Origin of the sequence: Dolichospermum sp. UHCC 0315A (genome assembly GCF_008121535.1) — a bacterium.
In the GTDB taxonomy this organism is placed as follows: Bacteria; Cyanobacteriota; Cyanobacteriia; order Cyanobacteriales; family Nostocaceae; genus Dolichospermum; species Dolichospermum lemmermannii.
The window spans coordinates 3,864,058-3,878,886 of sequence record NZ_CP043056.1 but is presented as its reverse complement, the minus strand read 5'-3'; the positions used below and the strand labels follow the sequence as shown (position 1 = coordinate 3,878,886).

The 14,829-nt window shown below is 36.8% G+C and carries 20 protein-coding genes and 1 pseudogene; 15 read left to right on the top strand and 6 right to left on the bottom strand.

Features of this window, described 5'->3' with window-relative positions; genetic code table 11:
• Positions 1-177: 177 nt before the first annotated feature.
• Positions 178-771, bottom strand: a complete 594-nt coding sequence (locus BMF77_RS18555; RefSeq protein ID WP_148764872.1) for a thylakoid membrane photosystem I accumulation factor — start codon at positions 769-771, stop codon at positions 178-180.
• Positions 772-1,003: 232 nt separating this feature from the next.
• On the opposite strand from BMF77_RS18555, the gene BMF77_RS18550 reads away from it, so the two are divergent.
• Positions 1,004-2,347 carry a Mur ligase family protein gene (locus tag BMF77_RS18550; protein WP_148764870.1) on the top strand — a complete coding sequence of 448 codons (1,344 nt, stop codon included), beginning with the start codon at positions 1,004-1,006 and terminating at the stop codon, positions 2,345-2,347.
• Here the strand turns inward: BMF77_RS18550 and BMF77_RS18545 are convergent.
• Positions 2,344-2,499 carry a hypothetical protein gene (locus BMF77_RS18545; RefSeq protein WP_246862961.1) on the bottom strand — a complete coding sequence of 52 codons (156 nt, stop codon included), beginning with the start codon at positions 2,497-2,499 and terminating at the stop codon, positions 2,344-2,346. The genes BMF77_RS18550 and BMF77_RS18545 overlap by 4 nt on opposite strands.
• A gap of 24 nt (positions 2,500-2,523) precedes the next feature.
• On the opposite strand from BMF77_RS18545, the gene BMF77_RS18540 reads away from it, so the two are divergent.
• Together BMF77_RS18540 and BMF77_RS18535 are read left to right on the top strand one after the other, a co-directional pair.
• Positions 2,524-2,796 (top strand): hypothetical protein, encoded by a 273-nt coding sequence (locus BMF77_RS18540; RefSeq protein WP_148764868.1) that lies wholly within the window; start codon positions 2,524-2,526, stop codon positions 2,794-2,796.
• Positions 2,797-2,902: 106 nt separating this feature from the next.
• The gene (locus BMF77_RS18535; RefSeq protein WP_148764866.1) at positions 2,903-3,901 is read left to right on the top strand and encodes a metal ABC transporter solute-binding protein, Zn/Mn family; all 999 of its coding nucleotides are present in this window, start codon (positions 2,903-2,905) and stop codon (positions 3,899-3,901) included.
• Between the two features lie 258 nt (positions 3,902-4,159).
• Here BMF77_RS18535 and BMF77_RS18530 read toward each other — a convergent pair.
• Positions 4,160-4,489 (bottom strand): annotated as a pseudogene (locus BMF77_RS18530) (IS4 family transposase); the annotation flags it as partial.
• 452 nt (positions 4,490-4,941) lie between these two features.
• Here BMF77_RS18530 and BMF77_RS18525 point away from each other — a divergent pair.
• The 12 genes from BMF77_RS18525 to BMF77_RS18470 all read left to right on the top strand — a co-directional run bounded on the left by BMF77_RS18525 (position 4,942) and on the right by BMF77_RS18470 (position 13,654).
• Positions 4,942-5,193, top strand: coding sequence for a hypothetical protein (locus BMF77_RS18525; protein ID WP_148764864.1), 252 nt, complete (start codon positions 4,942-4,944; stop codon positions 5,191-5,193).
• A gap of 149 nt (positions 5,194-5,342) precedes the next feature.
• Complete coding sequence (locus BMF77_RS18520) at positions 5,343-5,918, top strand: Uma2 family endonuclease (protein ID WP_148764862.1); 576 nt, start codon at positions 5,343-5,345, stop codon at positions 5,916-5,918.
• A 443-nt stretch (positions 5,919-6,361) separates the two neighbouring features.
• A complete protein-coding gene (locus BMF77_RS18515) occupies positions 6,362-7,378 on the top strand; it encodes a multicopper oxidase domain-containing protein (protein ID WP_148764859.1) in 1,017 nt (338 codons plus the stop codon).
• A gap of 181 nt (positions 7,379-7,559) precedes the next feature.
• Positions 7,560-7,769 carry a hypothetical protein gene (locus tag BMF77_RS18510; RefSeq protein ID WP_246862960.1) on the top strand — a complete coding sequence of 70 codons (210 nt, stop codon included), beginning with the start codon at positions 7,560-7,562 and terminating at the stop codon, positions 7,767-7,769.
• A gap of 180 nt (positions 7,770-7,949) precedes the next feature.
• Positions 7,950-8,306: a hypothetical protein gene (locus tag BMF77_RS18505; protein ID WP_246862959.1), complete on the top strand. Its 357-nt coding sequence runs from the start codon at positions 7,950-7,952 to the stop codon at positions 8,304-8,306.
• A 33-nt stretch (positions 8,307-8,339) separates the two neighbouring features.
• Positions 8,340-8,816 (top strand): hypothetical protein, encoded by a 477-nt coding sequence (locus BMF77_RS18500; protein WP_148764857.1) that lies wholly within the window; start codon positions 8,340-8,342, stop codon positions 8,814-8,816.
• Between the two features lie 31 nt (positions 8,817-8,847).
• Positions 8,848-9,060 carry a hypothetical protein gene (locus BMF77_RS18495; RefSeq protein ID WP_148764855.1) on the top strand — a complete coding sequence of 71 codons (213 nt, stop codon included), beginning with the start codon at positions 8,848-8,850 and terminating at the stop codon, positions 9,058-9,060.
• Positions 9,061-9,364: 304 nt separating this feature from the next.
• Positions 9,365-10,393: a helix-hairpin-helix domain-containing protein gene (locus tag BMF77_RS18490; protein ID WP_148764853.1), complete on the top strand. Its 1,029-nt coding sequence runs from the start codon at positions 9,365-9,367 to the stop codon at positions 10,391-10,393.
• A 180-nt stretch (positions 10,394-10,573) separates the two neighbouring features.
• Positions 10,574-11,008 carry a bacterioferritin gene (locus BMF77_RS18485; protein ID WP_015080571.1) on the top strand — a complete coding sequence of 145 codons (435 nt, stop codon included), beginning with the start codon at positions 10,574-10,576 and terminating at the stop codon, positions 11,006-11,008.
• Positions 11,009-11,170: 162 nt separating this feature from the next.
• Complete coding sequence (locus tag BMF77_RS18480; protein WP_148764851.1) at positions 11,171-12,130, top strand: FTR1 family protein; 960 nt, start codon at positions 11,171-11,173, stop codon at positions 12,128-12,130.
• A 657-nt stretch (positions 12,131-12,787) separates the two neighbouring features.
• The gene (gene clpP, locus BMF77_RS18475) at positions 12,788-13,393 is read left to right on the top strand and encodes an ATP-dependent Clp endopeptidase proteolytic subunit ClpP (RefSeq protein WP_015083163.1); all 606 of its coding nucleotides are present in this window, start codon (positions 12,788-12,790) and stop codon (positions 13,391-13,393) included.
• An 18-nt stretch (positions 13,394-13,411) separates the two neighbouring features.
• The gene (locus tag BMF77_RS18470; RefSeq protein ID WP_168204365.1) at positions 13,412-13,654 is read left to right on the top strand and encodes a hypothetical protein; all 243 of its coding nucleotides are present in this window, start codon (positions 13,412-13,414) and stop codon (positions 13,652-13,654) included.
• A gap of 14 nt (positions 13,655-13,668) precedes the next feature.
• On the opposite strand, the gene BMF77_RS18465 is transcribed toward BMF77_RS18470, so the two are convergent.
• The 3 genes from BMF77_RS18465 to BMF77_RS28075 are packed head-to-tail and all read right to left on the bottom strand — an operon-like array spanning position 13,669 to position 14,639.
• The gene (locus BMF77_RS18465) at positions 13,669-14,370 is read right to left on the bottom strand and encodes a hypothetical protein (RefSeq protein WP_148767077.1); all 702 of its coding nucleotides are present in this window, start codon (positions 14,368-14,370) and stop codon (positions 13,669-13,671) included.
• A gap of 31 nt (positions 14,371-14,401) precedes the next feature.
• Positions 14,402-14,551: a hypothetical protein gene (locus BMF77_RS28080; protein WP_246862958.1), complete on the bottom strand. Its 150-nt coding sequence runs from the start codon at positions 14,549-14,551 to the stop codon at positions 14,402-14,404.
• The gene (locus tag BMF77_RS28075; RefSeq protein WP_246862957.1) at positions 14,496-14,639 is read right to left on the bottom strand and encodes a hypothetical protein; all 144 of its coding nucleotides are present in this window, start codon (positions 14,637-14,639) and stop codon (positions 14,496-14,498) included. The genes BMF77_RS28080 and BMF77_RS28075 overlap by 56 nt, the downstream gene beginning before the upstream one ends.
• Positions 14,640-14,829: the final 190 nt, after the last annotated feature.

Sequence of the window (14,829 nt, the reverse complement as noted above, 5' to 3'; positions counted from 1 at the left end):
AAATAGGGTATGCAAATATCTGCGAGAATAACTGCGCTAAAGCAAAGAGTAACGCACTAGTTTCGGTCAAATCAGAATTGCAGGTTACTAAATTTGCGTTCCTTAGAGAGAGTTAGACGTTCCATAGAACCTCTCTACAAGGGTTCTAGGAAACGCACATTTAATTTTTGGAGATATCTATTGATCTTCTAACTGACTACTGAATTCTCTCGGTGAACGTCGTTTTAACTCGACTGACTCAGTGCGGGGTAATAAGTCAAATACTTCTCTCAATTTGTCGTCTATTTCCTCAAAAGGGACTTGACCTTTTTTATTGAAAACTACCTTACCCGACTGGTCAAAAACTACAACTTGAGGCACACTTCCTCCATAATAATATCCTGGTTCTGTGGGTTGATAGGTTTTGTCAGCTAAAAGAGTATCAACGCTGATAGGAATGATTTCTGTTGCGCGGCCATAGAATGCTTGCATTTCGGAAACAACCGGCGCATATTTTTTGCAATCGCTACTGTCATCAGTGTAGAATGTCACTATCGCTGGTTTATGTTCTGCTAATGTCTGAGCTAGTGTTTCTTTGGAAGGAACTAGAGAACCATTACCAGCATAAATTACAAAAATATTGCCATCATATCGGTCATCTTTAATACCTGCTAATGCTGGCTGCATACTAATTACGAATAGACAAACAAGCAGCAATAAGCATTTTGACACTAACCGGCGACCGTTAGCAATTATTTGAGTTTGTAAAAAAAGCCACTTTATGCTATTCATTAACAGAAACCTTGTCTTTGCTACTATTTTTTGTGAGTTTGTGCTGAACTGATGTTAACTGGTTTGGATAATAATCACACCCATGCACTATTTTTTAAGATAACCTTTACATGGTGTTTTCAGAGAAAAAATTATTTGTTAGTGAGACTATACTCATTTTGATGCTATCTTTTCTAATTAGTTAAACTTACAAGTTTAAATTCTTTTTGCAATTATAGGTTATTTATAAATCATGACTGTAGGTAAGAAAATAAAAGTTATAGATAGACTCCGCTTGGGTTTTGCGGTATCAATGGCCAAAAGTGTCACGTTTTTGGTGAGGTCACTGCGTCTTGGTGCTGCTAGTGTCTTACCAGGTTCGATTGCGCGACGGATAGAACCCCGCATTTTGGAGTTATTGAGTCAGCAAGTGAAAAATGGGATAATTCTCATTGCGGGGACGAATGGGAAGACGACTACTGCTTTACTATTATGCACCATTTTAGAACGGAAGGGCTTTCGGATTGCCCATAATTCTACAGGTGCAAATCTCGAAAATGGGTTAGCAACGGCTTTGATAGATAATGCGAATCTGTTAGGAAACCTGAATGTAGATTATGCAATTTTGGAAGTTGATGAAAATATAGTTCCCAAGGTTTTAAAACCGCTACAACCTCGAATTATTCTCTGTTTAAATCTGTTCCGTGACCAGTTGGATAGATATGGGGAAGTGGATAGTATTAGTAAGCGGTGGACTAAGGTGATTGCTACTTTACCAACAACAACGGTAGTTATTCCCAATGCTGATGATCCGACTTTATCCTATTTGGGTCAACAGTTACCCCAAAAGGTTTTATTCTTTGGTTTAAATGAACCTGAAAATTATTTAGAAGCTATTCCTCATGCTGTGGATTCTATTTATTGTCCTAGCTGTGGTCATGCTTTAGATTATCAAGGGGTTTATTTGTCCCATTTGGGAGATTTTACTTGTCCTAGTTGTGGTTTTACTAAAAGTCAACCCGCATTATTAAGCCAGGAATGGTCACAAATTCTTGTGGGTTTGTACAACAAATATAATACTTTAGCCGCAGCCACAGCAGCAAAAGAATTAGGAGTTGATGAAGTTAGTATTAGAGGTGGAATTAATAATTTTCAAGCTGCTTTTGGTCGTGCAGAAGATTTGGTGATTGATGGTAAACGGGTAAGAATTTTATTATCAAAAAACCCTGTAGGAACAAATGAAACTATTCGCGTCGTCACTGAAAGTACCGATAAAACTACTTTATTGGTGTTGAATGACAGAACCCCAGATGGTACTGATGTATCATGGATTTGGGATGTGGATACAGAAAAGTTAGTAGCACGGGGTGGAACGTTGATTGTCAGTGGCGATCGCGTGTATGATATGGCTTTACGTCTGCGTTATAGTCAGGAGTCTCTGGACAGTGACATCAATCTGATTGTAGAGTCAAATTTGCAGCAAGCGATCGCTACTGCTCTAGAGCATACACCAGTGAATGAAACTTTACACATTCTCCCCACCTATTCAGCCATGCTAGAAGTCCGAGAAGTATTGACTGGTAGAAAAATCCTCTAACAACTGTACGGGCGAAGCATTTGGAGAACTATTTTTGGCAATGACCGATAATTTATCTTCCAAATGCTTCGCCGTACGGGCGAAGCATTTGGAGAACTATTTTTGGCAATGACCGATAATTTATCTTCCAAATGCTTCGCCCCTACTGACAACTGACAACTGACAACTGACAACTTATGAAAATAGTCAAACTGATTTTGCTGGCTTTTCCTATGTTTTTAGCATCTCTGCTATTGGTAGTTAACCCAGCACACGCTTCCAAATTCAAAGCTGCACCCGCTGTACAAATGATTGTGGTGACATCTAATCAAGCAAATTTTGATATAGCTACACCGCAAATAAATAGCATCACACATTCTGTAATAGAACAAATTGGTTGCAATTGCACTAATTGTGTTCAAGCTAATTTACAGAAATTACAAGGTAAGTTACCTATGGCTGGAATTTAATAAATTAGAACAATAAATGTTTTACAAGACACAGCAAGTCTGTGTCTTTATTACTTTATATAATTATTTCTGGACTTTTTAATATATTCATCAATTACAATCAATTATGTCAGCAAAAAAACTATCTCCACATTTATTGAGAACTACCATTTTAGGTTTAATGGTGGGTTTATCTGGATGTGGAAATAAACCTATTAATACAACATATAATACCACTAATAAAAATATTAATAATAATTTACCGTTTGTCGTAGTAACTAATAGCGTAATTTGCGATTTAACAAAACAAGTTGCTGGAGATACAATTAATCTGATTTGTTTAATTCCTCCTGGGATAAATCCCATAAATTATAAACCCATACCAGAAGATAATCAAGCCATTAAAAATGCTAGTTTAGTATTGTATCATGGTTATAATTTTGAACCAGGTTTAATTAAAATTATTGAAGAGATTAAAAAACCTAAATTAAAAATTGCCGTTGCTAAAACTATGGGTGTAAATTCCATCCAAATCAGAAAAAATGGTAAGCAAATTATTGAACCTCATGTTTGGCATAATCCTATTAATACTATCAAAATGGTAGAAATAATTAATAGTAGCTTAGTTAAATTAGCACCAGAAAATAAAAATATTTATAATAAAAATACCAAGAAAGTAACTAAAGAAATCAATCAAATTAATAGTTGGATTAAAGGCAGATTAGCTAGTATTCCTGATAAAAATCGAAAATTAGTGACAACAAATTCAGCAATGATTTATTATGTCAAAGCTTATGATATTCCCTATTCAGTCAATTTAGGTAATGTCAAAAATACAGGAAAATTGACAGATACAAAAGTTAAAAATTTGGTTAGAGAGATTCAAAAATATCAAGTACCAACAATTTTTACAGATACAAATACCAATTCTAATTTACTCGCACCTGTAGCGACAGCATCGAAAGTAAAGGTTTCTCAAAGACCACTTTATATTGACGGACTAGGTGAACCAGGAAGTGACGGAGAAACCTATCAGAAAATGATGGCTGCTAATACAAGAACAATTGTAGAAGGATTGGGAGGAACATATTTGAAATTTGAGCCTAAAAATTCTCGAAATAAATAGCTACTGGATTTCCATAGAAACAAAATATTTGCTACTTACGTCTAATCACTAAGCTGCTGTCACAAGTAATGCTACGCTTAGTTGCCAAATCTTCACAAAGAGGGGAAACTGGTAATTATAGTTTACGCGCAACTGTCAAACCATAGTAGGTTGGGTTGACGTATGTTACCCAACATTCATAAACGACAAAGTTCTAACTGTGTTGGGTTTGGCTATCGCTCTACCCAACCTACATTTTGACTACATTTTTACAATCAATATAATACTAATCATGAATAAATTTATGCGTCCCCAAGCCGTCCTATCCATCACTACATAAATTAACTTTTCATCCTTCAAATATGTTTCTAAAAATGTTTTCACAATCGGAAACCAGATTTTCTCAATTGTTAGGTTTGACAAGGATAGAAATCTCTGTATTTTTCTTTTTCTACTTTCAAATTTAATCGGAATTGGTAAAGCAGTAGCCAAAGTTTCTAAACTTACTTTTTTCAGCGATTGCAGCAGAATAATCATAATTTTGAGCAAGATATACTCTGCCAGATTTAATTGATTTTTTATGTGTGTTTTGTAGAATTCAGGTAACATTATCAATAGATAGTCCTTATTGAGAAAAGTGCTTCTATCTTTTTTTACCATAAATCGGTATAATCTTTATCTGATAAGCTTTTTAGACTATTTTGTCATCCCGTCAGATCGCATAGTCTTGTATTTGCATAACTGATTGAAAAATTCAAATTAAACTGTCTTACTAGCTTTTTAAACATAATAAAAAAGCTAGATTTTTGGTGTGTGTAATTTATTTATTGGTGGCTACTTAGTTTTTTAAAATTCTAGTTTTTAATTAGTCGTAAATGTAGTTTTTGTATACTACTTTTTGAAGTCCGGAATGTGGGATTAAAGCACCCCAAGGATATTTCCCAGGCAGTGTGGGGGGAATTTGGTTAGGTTGGCAAGAGGGTGTTGGTTACGAATTTGTGAAGGGTTGATTTGATGACTATCTATTGCGTCGCCTTGTCCGTCGCCTTGAGATTTGTAAAATGTATAATATCAAATCCGAAACAATATATGAGCCATTAACAAAACATAACACTCAAGTTAGTGATGATTATGAAGATAATTATTCGGTAGAGGATTTAAATAATAATGATGACTATGATGATTCTTATCAAGAAGAATATGATGATATGTACTATAGTAAAGATATGCAAAAATCAGATGACTACAGATCATCAGACTATGGTTATTTAGAAGATTTTGATCAAAGTAGTTTTTATGATTATTTTAACTGAATATGCTAGTAAATTAAAGCCAAGGCTTATTCTCAAGGGTGAATTAAAGTATTTCATAAAAAATCCTGTAAATCCTTTAATCCTGGACATCCTGATTCTGACAAATAAAATATCATATAATAGTGAATAAATATTCACCTTAATTAACTATGCAAACCACAGAATCTCCCTTACAATTGCGGCTGTGGACTGTTGATGAATACCACAGAATGGCTGAAGCAGGAATATTTGAACCAAGTGAACGGGTAGAATTATTAGAGGGGAAAATAATTTGGATGGTTGCTAAAGGAATAGCCCACCGTTCAGCAGTAGGAAGAACCAATAAATTATTACAAAATCGTTTAGGAAATCAGGCTTGGATAGCTGTTCAAGACCCTGTAAAATTAAATGAAAGGTCTGAACCAGAACCAGATATTGCTGTAGTAAAAATAGATCCCCTAGACTATGCAGATCATCATCCTACCCCAGCAGAAGTTTATTTAATTATCGAAGTTGCAGATAGTAGTTTAAAACTAGATACAGAAATAAAAGCTAAAGCTTATTCTCAAGCAGGAATTAAGGATTATTGGGTATTAGATGTAGTGAAACGCGAATTAATTGTATTTAGAAATCCTACAATAGAAGGTTATCAAAATCGAGAAATTATCACAGAACATCAAAACATATCTCCTTTAGATTTTCCTGATTTAGAAATTGTAGTTTCCCAGATGCTACCTCTTGTCTAAATCAGGATATCCAGGATTTAAGGATTTACAGGATATTATAGCGGTATTTCATTCAACCGATAACCGCTATAGTTAAAGTAAATGGAGTTGAGTCTAATTTATTACTTACCTGAGCGATCCTAGCACCTTATTCCATTTACTAGTACCGCAGGGCGGAATTAAAAATTAACAATTAAAAATTAAAAAAGCAGATTGTATAACCTTTTTAGGGATTTTTAATGGTTATCTTACTTACACTGTACTGTACTAGTAGTTTGTCAAGATAAAAATGATGGACTGTAGTGTGAGCGTCTCGCTCACGCGGGCAAGATGCCCGCACTACCAAAAACCCCTAAAAATTATTTTTCCAAGTTATTGACAATAATTCCTAAGTTGGATAGGATACCTAAAGCTAATTGCAAATAATTTGCAATTTCTTACATACCCATATCCCTATTAGTCTCATGTCTGACAACTTTACTTTCAGTAAAGATAAAATTTGGAGTCGTCGCCAATTGCTACAACTGGGATTATCCGGGGCTGGAGTCATTGGTGCGGGAGCAATTTGGCAGATACTGAATGTCAAAAATCATGCCAGTGTTAGAATCCCACCAATGGAAATGGCAGCATCTAATGGTGCTACTAACCCCATGCAGGTGTTACGAGATTTTGATTATGGGACAGTTAAGCAGGAAAATGGGCGTACAGTCCGCGAATTTCAGCTAACTGCTGGTACTTCCACCATTCAGCTTAATAGTGCTGTCTCCTACAACATTTGGGATTTAAATGGGCGGATTCCTGGACCAACACTCCGGGCTAAAGAAGGGGAAAGAATAAGAATACTTTTTCTCAACAATGCTGGACATTCCCATTCTCTGCATTTTCACGGAGTTCATCCCGCTGAAATGGATGGAATAAAACCTGTGGGTAATGGTAAAGCGACTATATACGAATTTGATGCCGAACCCTATGGCGTTCATTTGTATCATTGTCACATTGCTCCGGTTACTCGTCATATTGCTAAAGGTTTATATGGGATGTTTATTATTGACCCTCCTAAACCCCGTCCTCCTGCTGATGAAATTGTTTTAATCATGTCTGGGTATGACATAAATGATGATAATCGCAATGAATATTATGCTTTTAATGGTATGCCGCATCATTATATGCACCATCCCATTCAGATTTATCAAAATCAGTTGATTCGGGTCTATGTTTTGAATATTATTGAATTTGATCCCGCTGTGACATTTCACCTTCACGCTAACTTCTTCAATGTTTATCGTTTCGGTATGACAATGACTCCCAGTGAAAAAACCGATGTTTTAACAATGGGTGTCGCAGAAAGGCACATTTTAGAGTTTGCTTTTCGCTATCCAGGAAAATATATGTTTCATCCTCACCAAGATGCAATCGCTGAAAGCGGGTGTATGGGACAGTTTGAAGTCATAGACTCCAAAAACCCTGGAAAGCTAACATAAATTCTTAATTGTCAAATCTTCAACATATTTTTTGTTTATATATTGAGAATTTTTCTTATTTATGTGATAGAGTTCTAATTTAGACAGTATCAATCAATTCACTGGATAATTTACCAACAAAGTGTATTTATTGATACTGCTAATATAACTTTTTCACAACACCAATACAGGAGCAATAAGAGTGTTAGATTCGGGTATTGATTCAGGTTCAAAAACATTTCCTAAACAGTTGGATATTGCTAAAACTGCTGTATATGGATTGAGTATTTTATCAGCAGGAATGTTTCTGTTTTTGCCATTTTTTAATCTTTTACATCCTAGCCCCTGGCAGCGGTCAATAGGAACAATTCACGGCGTGGGAGCATTGTTGGCAACAGTTGTGGCTGTGTAAGTAAGTCGGCCCAATAAAATCGATATATGTTTAGTTTTGTAAAAACCGTGAAACACCCTATTTATAAGGTATTCGTTAATTTATATTTCGTTACATAGATTGATTTTTTAACGCCGACCTACTTATACAGGACATTTAGCTTTTCCCTTACTGCGAGGATCAAGCAAAATATTACCCCAAATGCGTACCTTAACATTTTGGTCAAGTGCGATCGCATTTTTGGGCATTGCTACAGGTAATTTAGTCTATATGCGTTACCGGGCAGGAATCGAATTTGGTGGTGCAAGAGCTTGGCTTAAAGAAAACTCCCCTTTAGTGCAATATGTACTCATGGAGTACCACGAATTTAGTGTTTTATTTACCTTGCCATTAGGGGTAGCTTGTACATGGATTTTATGGCAATATGGTGACTCAATTTTAGAAAAACAAAACCGCCCCGTTCTTACTGCTACCTGCGTGGCTTTAATGGCCATGATGTTTTACGCTATGGGTGGATTAGTTACTGGGCTTGGTATTGCTAAAATCCATGCTTTGTAATTAATTTGTCATTAAATATTTGAGGATAATTCTATGACTAGACAACCAAATTTATCTGAAGTTACTAGCGAATTAGAGCCTTTATATAGTCGCTTTTGGCAAACATTAAAAGGCTTTCCTAACTTTTTATCTCAAGGTTCAAATAATCCACCAACTGTTTCTGGACCAGCAGCAGCAGCTTTGATTAGTGCATCAATTGGCTGTTTTACAATGATGGTGGCGCACCATTTTTCAGATACAAATAAAAACATTGAACAAATGCTTTGGTCACTTGGTAGTTGGATACCAGGCAGTCATAATCCTAGTAAACTTTGGGGTAATATTGGCAGTTATTCTGGCAAAGAAACAATGTTACTTATAGGTTGGCTGGTTAGTTGGGCTATTCTTTCCGTACTTTGGAAAAACAAAAAAATTAAATCCAGAACGATATTTTTCTGGATGTTTACCTTAATGGTTGCTGCTACTGCAATGAGTTGGCACCCCTTGTTCCCCTATTTACCATTGACATAATTAATAAATCAATCAACCCAGGATGTGAGTTATGCAAATAGAAACAACAGAAAATTTAACTAGAGAAAGAACATCAGGTAGAGAATTACACAAATATATCTGGGTATTAATTGGTATTTTTTCTCTCTTAGCTGTTACTTATCCTACATCTATGATGCGCGTTAGTCAGAAGGAAAAGTTTAAAGGCTTTCATGTTAAGTCTTTACCAGTTGAAGGCAAATATTACTCAGGGTCTGCAAAGTAAAGACCCCATGCAGCTTCTGATACAAGCATTTGCAATGGAGTCTAATTAGTTTTTCTTGTTTTTAGTTTCTCGTTTCCAGGTGGCCACCTGGGAATGAGTACCTCATTTGATTATAAGCTTTAATGCTTTGAATTTAGAGCCTTAATTTAAAAAAATGTGTAAATTATACTCAGTTTATAAAAACCAGTTGATAAATACTTTCATTTATGATAAATATCTATAAACATCTATTACTAATACTTATTAGTTTTTTCACTGGATATTCAGAAAAAACTTTGACCCAATCCACAATCCTGGAGTAAAAATGATCAAATTCCGTTACCTATTTTTATCTATCGCTGCTTGTGCCATGATTTCCCTGAGTTCCTGTACCCAGGATACACCGACAGCAGACGTTAAATCAACACCAAGTACAGCCCAAGTTGCAGAAACCAGCGGCCATAGCGGTCATAGTGGTAAAGCTAAAATTAATATCAATAATGCAATTTTATCCCAATTAGATAAATTAGAAGCTACATTAGGAATTCCGGCTTTATCCAACAAAATCCAAGCTAATCGTCCCTACGCTAATCCAACGGATTTAGTCAGTAAAAAAGTGATTACTCAACCACAGTTTGACCAAATTAAAGACATGGTGACAGTTGAGGAAGTGGTACTTACAGGTGAAGCTAAAGATATTGACTACATGACCAAATTGGGGTTAATGAAAGGACATCTTTTAGTAGCCAAAGAATTATTAGATCAAAATCAACCCAAACAAGCTCAACCCCATATTGGACATCCAGTTGAGGAGATTTATATTGATATTGAAGAACAATTAGATGAACGTAAAGTTAAAGAATTTAAAAGCAACTTAGTCAGTTTAACTGATTTAGTGAAATCTAATCCCAAGGATGCCAAAATAAAAACTAACTTTACCACTTCTGTGCAAGCCGTTGATAGTGCGATCGCAATTTTACCAGCCGAACAACGCAGTAAACCCGAATTTGTTCTGCAAGTAATCACCAGTTTACTAGACGCAGCCAACTCAGAATATGGTGCAGCAATTGCGAATGGCAAAATTACTGCCCCCATTGAATATCAAGATTCTCGTGGTTTTGTCGTCTATTCTCAGGAGCTATATAAAAGTATTTCTAGCCAAATGACCCAAGAACATCCTCAAGCACACAAAGCCATAGATACAGCTTTTGGAGAACTAGTGAAAGTTTGGCCTACTGCTATCCCCCCAGCGCAAGCAGTTAGCACTCCAGAAGATGTTACCAAGCTAGTAAAAATCATCGAGGAAAATACCCAAAAAGTGCGAGAAAAAACCAGCACTAAAGCACAAAGTTAGTATTTTCACACCATTGGAAGTCCAGAATAAGCAGTTTAAAATGATGAATAAGAGAGAAAATAGTTAAAAACTAAGAGTGAAAACAGTTAGGGTTTTCAAACCTTAAAAAAAGTATAACTGCTCACTAATAATTGGTAGCTAAATCCTCTCCTGATGTAATTTTGCTCAACTTAACAACTAATGCAAGAACTCGACCACCAAAAAACAATTGATATTCTCAACTCCATTATGGAATTTGAACTAGCAGGGGTAGTTCGCTACACCCATTATTCCTTAATGGTAACAGGTCCAAATCGTATACCTATTGTGGCATTCTTCAAAGCGCAAGCCACAGAATCCTTACTTCATGCTCAACAAGTGGGAGAAATTCTCACAGGCTTAGAAGGACATCCTACTTTGAGAATCGCCCCAATGGAAGAAACTTTCAAACATAACGTTAAGGATATTTTGCAAGAAAGTTTATCCCATGAAAAGAAAGCTTTAGATATGTACAAAAGTCTTCTAGCAGTTGTCAACAATGCCAGTATTTATTTAGAAGAATTCAGCCGTGGTATGATCGGACAAGAAGAGATGCACAATCTCGAACTCAAGAAAATGTTACGCGATTTTAGCTAATAAAGCAGGAGTCAGGAGTCAGAATTCAGGAGAAATAAAATCTACAACTGACCACTGTACGGGCGAAGCATTTGGAGAACTATTTTTGGCAATGACCGATAATTTATCTTCCAAATGCTTCGCCCCTACTGACCACTGACCACTGACAACTAACTAATAAAAATGAATTTTAGTACCGCTCTACCCACTTTTGTAATTACCCTGCGAGAAGGTGTCGAAGCCGCTTTAGTTGTGGGTATTGTTCTCGCATTATTAAAAAAAGCCCAACAATCTCGACTCAACCCTTGGGTTTATGCTGGCGTAATTGTTGGTATTATTGTCAGTGGCTTAATCGGTATTTTATTTACGGGGATCATTAAATTCTTAGGATCTATTAATCCTCAATATACCTCTGTTGTTGAGCCAACATTGGAAGGTGTATTTAGTGTTTTAGCAATAGTCATGCTGAGTTGGATGTTAATCTGGATGACAAAACAAGCCAGATTTATGAAAGCACAAGTTGAGGGAGCAGTTACCGACGCAATAGGCAAAAATTCCAATGCAGCTTGGGGAGTTTTTAGTTTAATTCTAGTCGCCATTGTCCGCGAAGGATTTGAAACTGTTCTCTTCGTTGCAGCTAATTTTCAACAAGGTTTATTACCGACTTTAGGCGCACTGGGTGGTTTAGCCACAGCGTCAGTAATTGGCGTTTTATTATTTAAATGGGGTGTGAAAATTAATATTCGCCAATTCTTTCAAGTTATGGGCGTTTTATTAATATTAATTGTTTCTGGTTTAGTAGTTTCCGGTTTACAACATTTTGATGAAGCCACAGCTAATCTAGCTTTGAGTAGTCGTTCTTCAGAAAATCTTTGTTTCTATTATGAACACTTTACCAGAATTCACTCTTGTATCTTAGGTCCAATGGTTTGGAATGCTGAAAAAATCTTATCTGACGAACAGTTCCCAGGTATCATTCTCAAGTCCTTATTTGGTTATAGAGACAAAATCTATATTGTTCAAGCCGTGGGATATTTAATATTTCTCATCAGTATTGGTGGGCTATATTTCCGCAGTATCACAGGTGGAGATAATCAGAATAGCAAAAATAAAGTAATGACTACTACCCCAGGGCGGAATTAAAAATAATAGATTGAAAAGATTGGTAATCAGGGAAAAGATTAAAATTTTTACCTGTTCCCTGTTCCGTCTAGGCTGCATTTTACTCCGAAACCTGAAAAGTCGAACTAATTACAGGACCCGACATTTCCGCAAGAGGTGAGACTGCCTTGGGATGTATTGGAGTAGTTTTACTCAATACGGCGATGAGTTGCAATAAAAATGTAATAAAGGCCGCTTGTATAAGTTTTTCTAGCATAATATCCCTCTCTTTATTTATATGGATGAGACTTCCATAGGAACTTGTTATTCTCAATACACTTTGTGTTATTGGTTTATCGGATTTGGTGAATATAATTTGAGAATAGCTCAGAAATCTGTGAAAAAATGTGATCCAGTTCTCTCTTTATATATACCTAACAACGTGGACGTTTGTTTTTCCCAAAAAGTGTCCTGAAAATCCAAATTTATTTTTAAATCCCTGGGAATATATCATTGTTTTACTCCAGTCACTCGATTGGCAAGAACCGTAATAATACTGATATTTGCGTAAAATATATTTCTTTACATGAGCTTCTATCTGCTCTCTTCACCCGGCTTGTCCTAATCTTAATTGGCAATTTCAACACAATTAGCCGTTGTCACCGATAGAATAAATGAAAAATAGCTAAAACACACTAAATGATTCCTATCGTTATTGAACAATCCGGCCGAGGCGAACGCGCCTTTGATATCTATTCACGGCTGTTGCGTGAGCGGATTATTTTTTTGGGAGAACAGGTTGATAGCAATCTGGCTAACTTGATTGTTGCCCAACTGCTGTTTTTAGATTCTGAGGACGCGGAGAAGGACATATATATGTACATTAATTCTCCTGGTGGTTCTGTGACAGCGGGAATGGGTATTTTTGACACCATGAAGCATATTCGCCCTGATGTCTGTACAATTTGTACTGGATTGGCGGCCAGTATGGGAGCTTTTCTCCTCAGCGCGGGTACAAAGGGTAAAAGGATGAGTTTACCCCATTCACGGATTATGATTCATCAACCCCTCGGTGGCGCTCAAGGACAAGCAACTGATATTGCAATTCAAGCCCGCGAAATTTTGTATCACAAGCAGCGGCTAAACGAATTTCTCGCTGATCATACTGGTCAACCATTTGAGCGGATTTCTGAAGATACCGAACGTGATTTCTTTATGTCTCCTGCCGAAGCCAAGGAATATGGCTTAATTGACCAAGTAATTGACCGTCATGCCGCCGGTAGTCGTCCTGTACCTCTAGTTTAGTTATTGGTCAGTTGTCAGTTGTCAGTTGTCAGTGGTCAGTGGTCAGTAGGGGCGAAGCATTTGGAAGATAAATTATCGATCATTGCCAAAAATAGTTCTCCAAATGCTTCGCCCGTACAGTTGTCAGTTGTCAGTTGTCAGTGGTTAATGAGAAAATTCTTCTTTCTTCTTTCTTCTTCCTTCTTTCTTCTTCCTTCTTCCTTCTTCCTGATAGCGAAGCGTGGCGTTAGCCATACTCCTGATAGCGAAGCGTGTCGTTAGCCATACTCCTGATTCTAAAATCCCGCAATTGGATCTGGTTGAGATTTGAGGTAAGTGAGAAAATTTCGTAATTCTTCTTCACTCAGCAGAGAACGTCCTCGTTTACTGTAGGTTTTGACCAGATAATCTTTACCTTGTTCTGGTGTCCAGCCTAATCGCTCGATTTCTACGTCTGTTTGGGCAATGACATCAGATAAATTTACTGGTTCATTATGTCTTTTCTTTTTACCGACGACTGACTGGACACCAGTATCCTCATAAGGGGTATAACTGCGAGGTGTAAATGGCGTGACATTACTAGGAGGGACTTCTGATAAAGGTGGATATTCTGGTTCTTGATGAGAAAATATTTCTGGTTCTGGAAATTTGGGATCAATTTCTTCTTCTGGTAGCGGTGGTGTATATATCTGTGTATTGTTAACAGGGGGAACAGGTTTTGATTCCTGGAAAGTGGGTTTTATTTGTGGAGTGGTAACTAATGGGGAGACAGATTTTGTGACTTCCCCCGGTGTATTTTTGATCCCCAAAACCGTTAAAGCTCTGTTTCTAGCCTGGTCTTCTGCTGCTTCTACTGTTTCTGCTCCTGCGATCGCCGTTGCCCTGGTGATACCTTCGAGTTGTATACTGACACGGACGATATATTTCCCTTGAAAAATTTCTATTAATTCTGAGATAATACTGCCGTTGGGGTACAAATTCTGGAATTGTGCCAACATCATACTTTCAACCATTTTTATCTAAATTTTCCTAATAACATAAATTGCTAGTCAGCGCACAACTGACAACTGACCACTGTACGGGCGAAGCATTTGGAGAACTATTTTTGGCAATGAGCGATAATTTATCTTCCAAATGCTTCGCCCCTACTAACAACTGACCACTGTACGGGCGAAGCATTTGGAGAACTATTTTTGGCAATGAGCGATAATTTATCTTCCAAATGCTTCGCCCCTACTAACAACTGACCACTGTACGGGCGAAGCATTTGGAGAACTATTTTTGGCAATGAGCGATAATTTATCTTCCAAATGCTTCGCCCCTACTGACAACTGACCATCCCCTAGACAAAACCCTATATTTCAATATAAAGTCTTACTGAGAACTAAGCACTCACGACGTTAAATATGTCCTGATACTAACAGTTGTTGATCACAAATTGTCGTCTATCTTTAAAT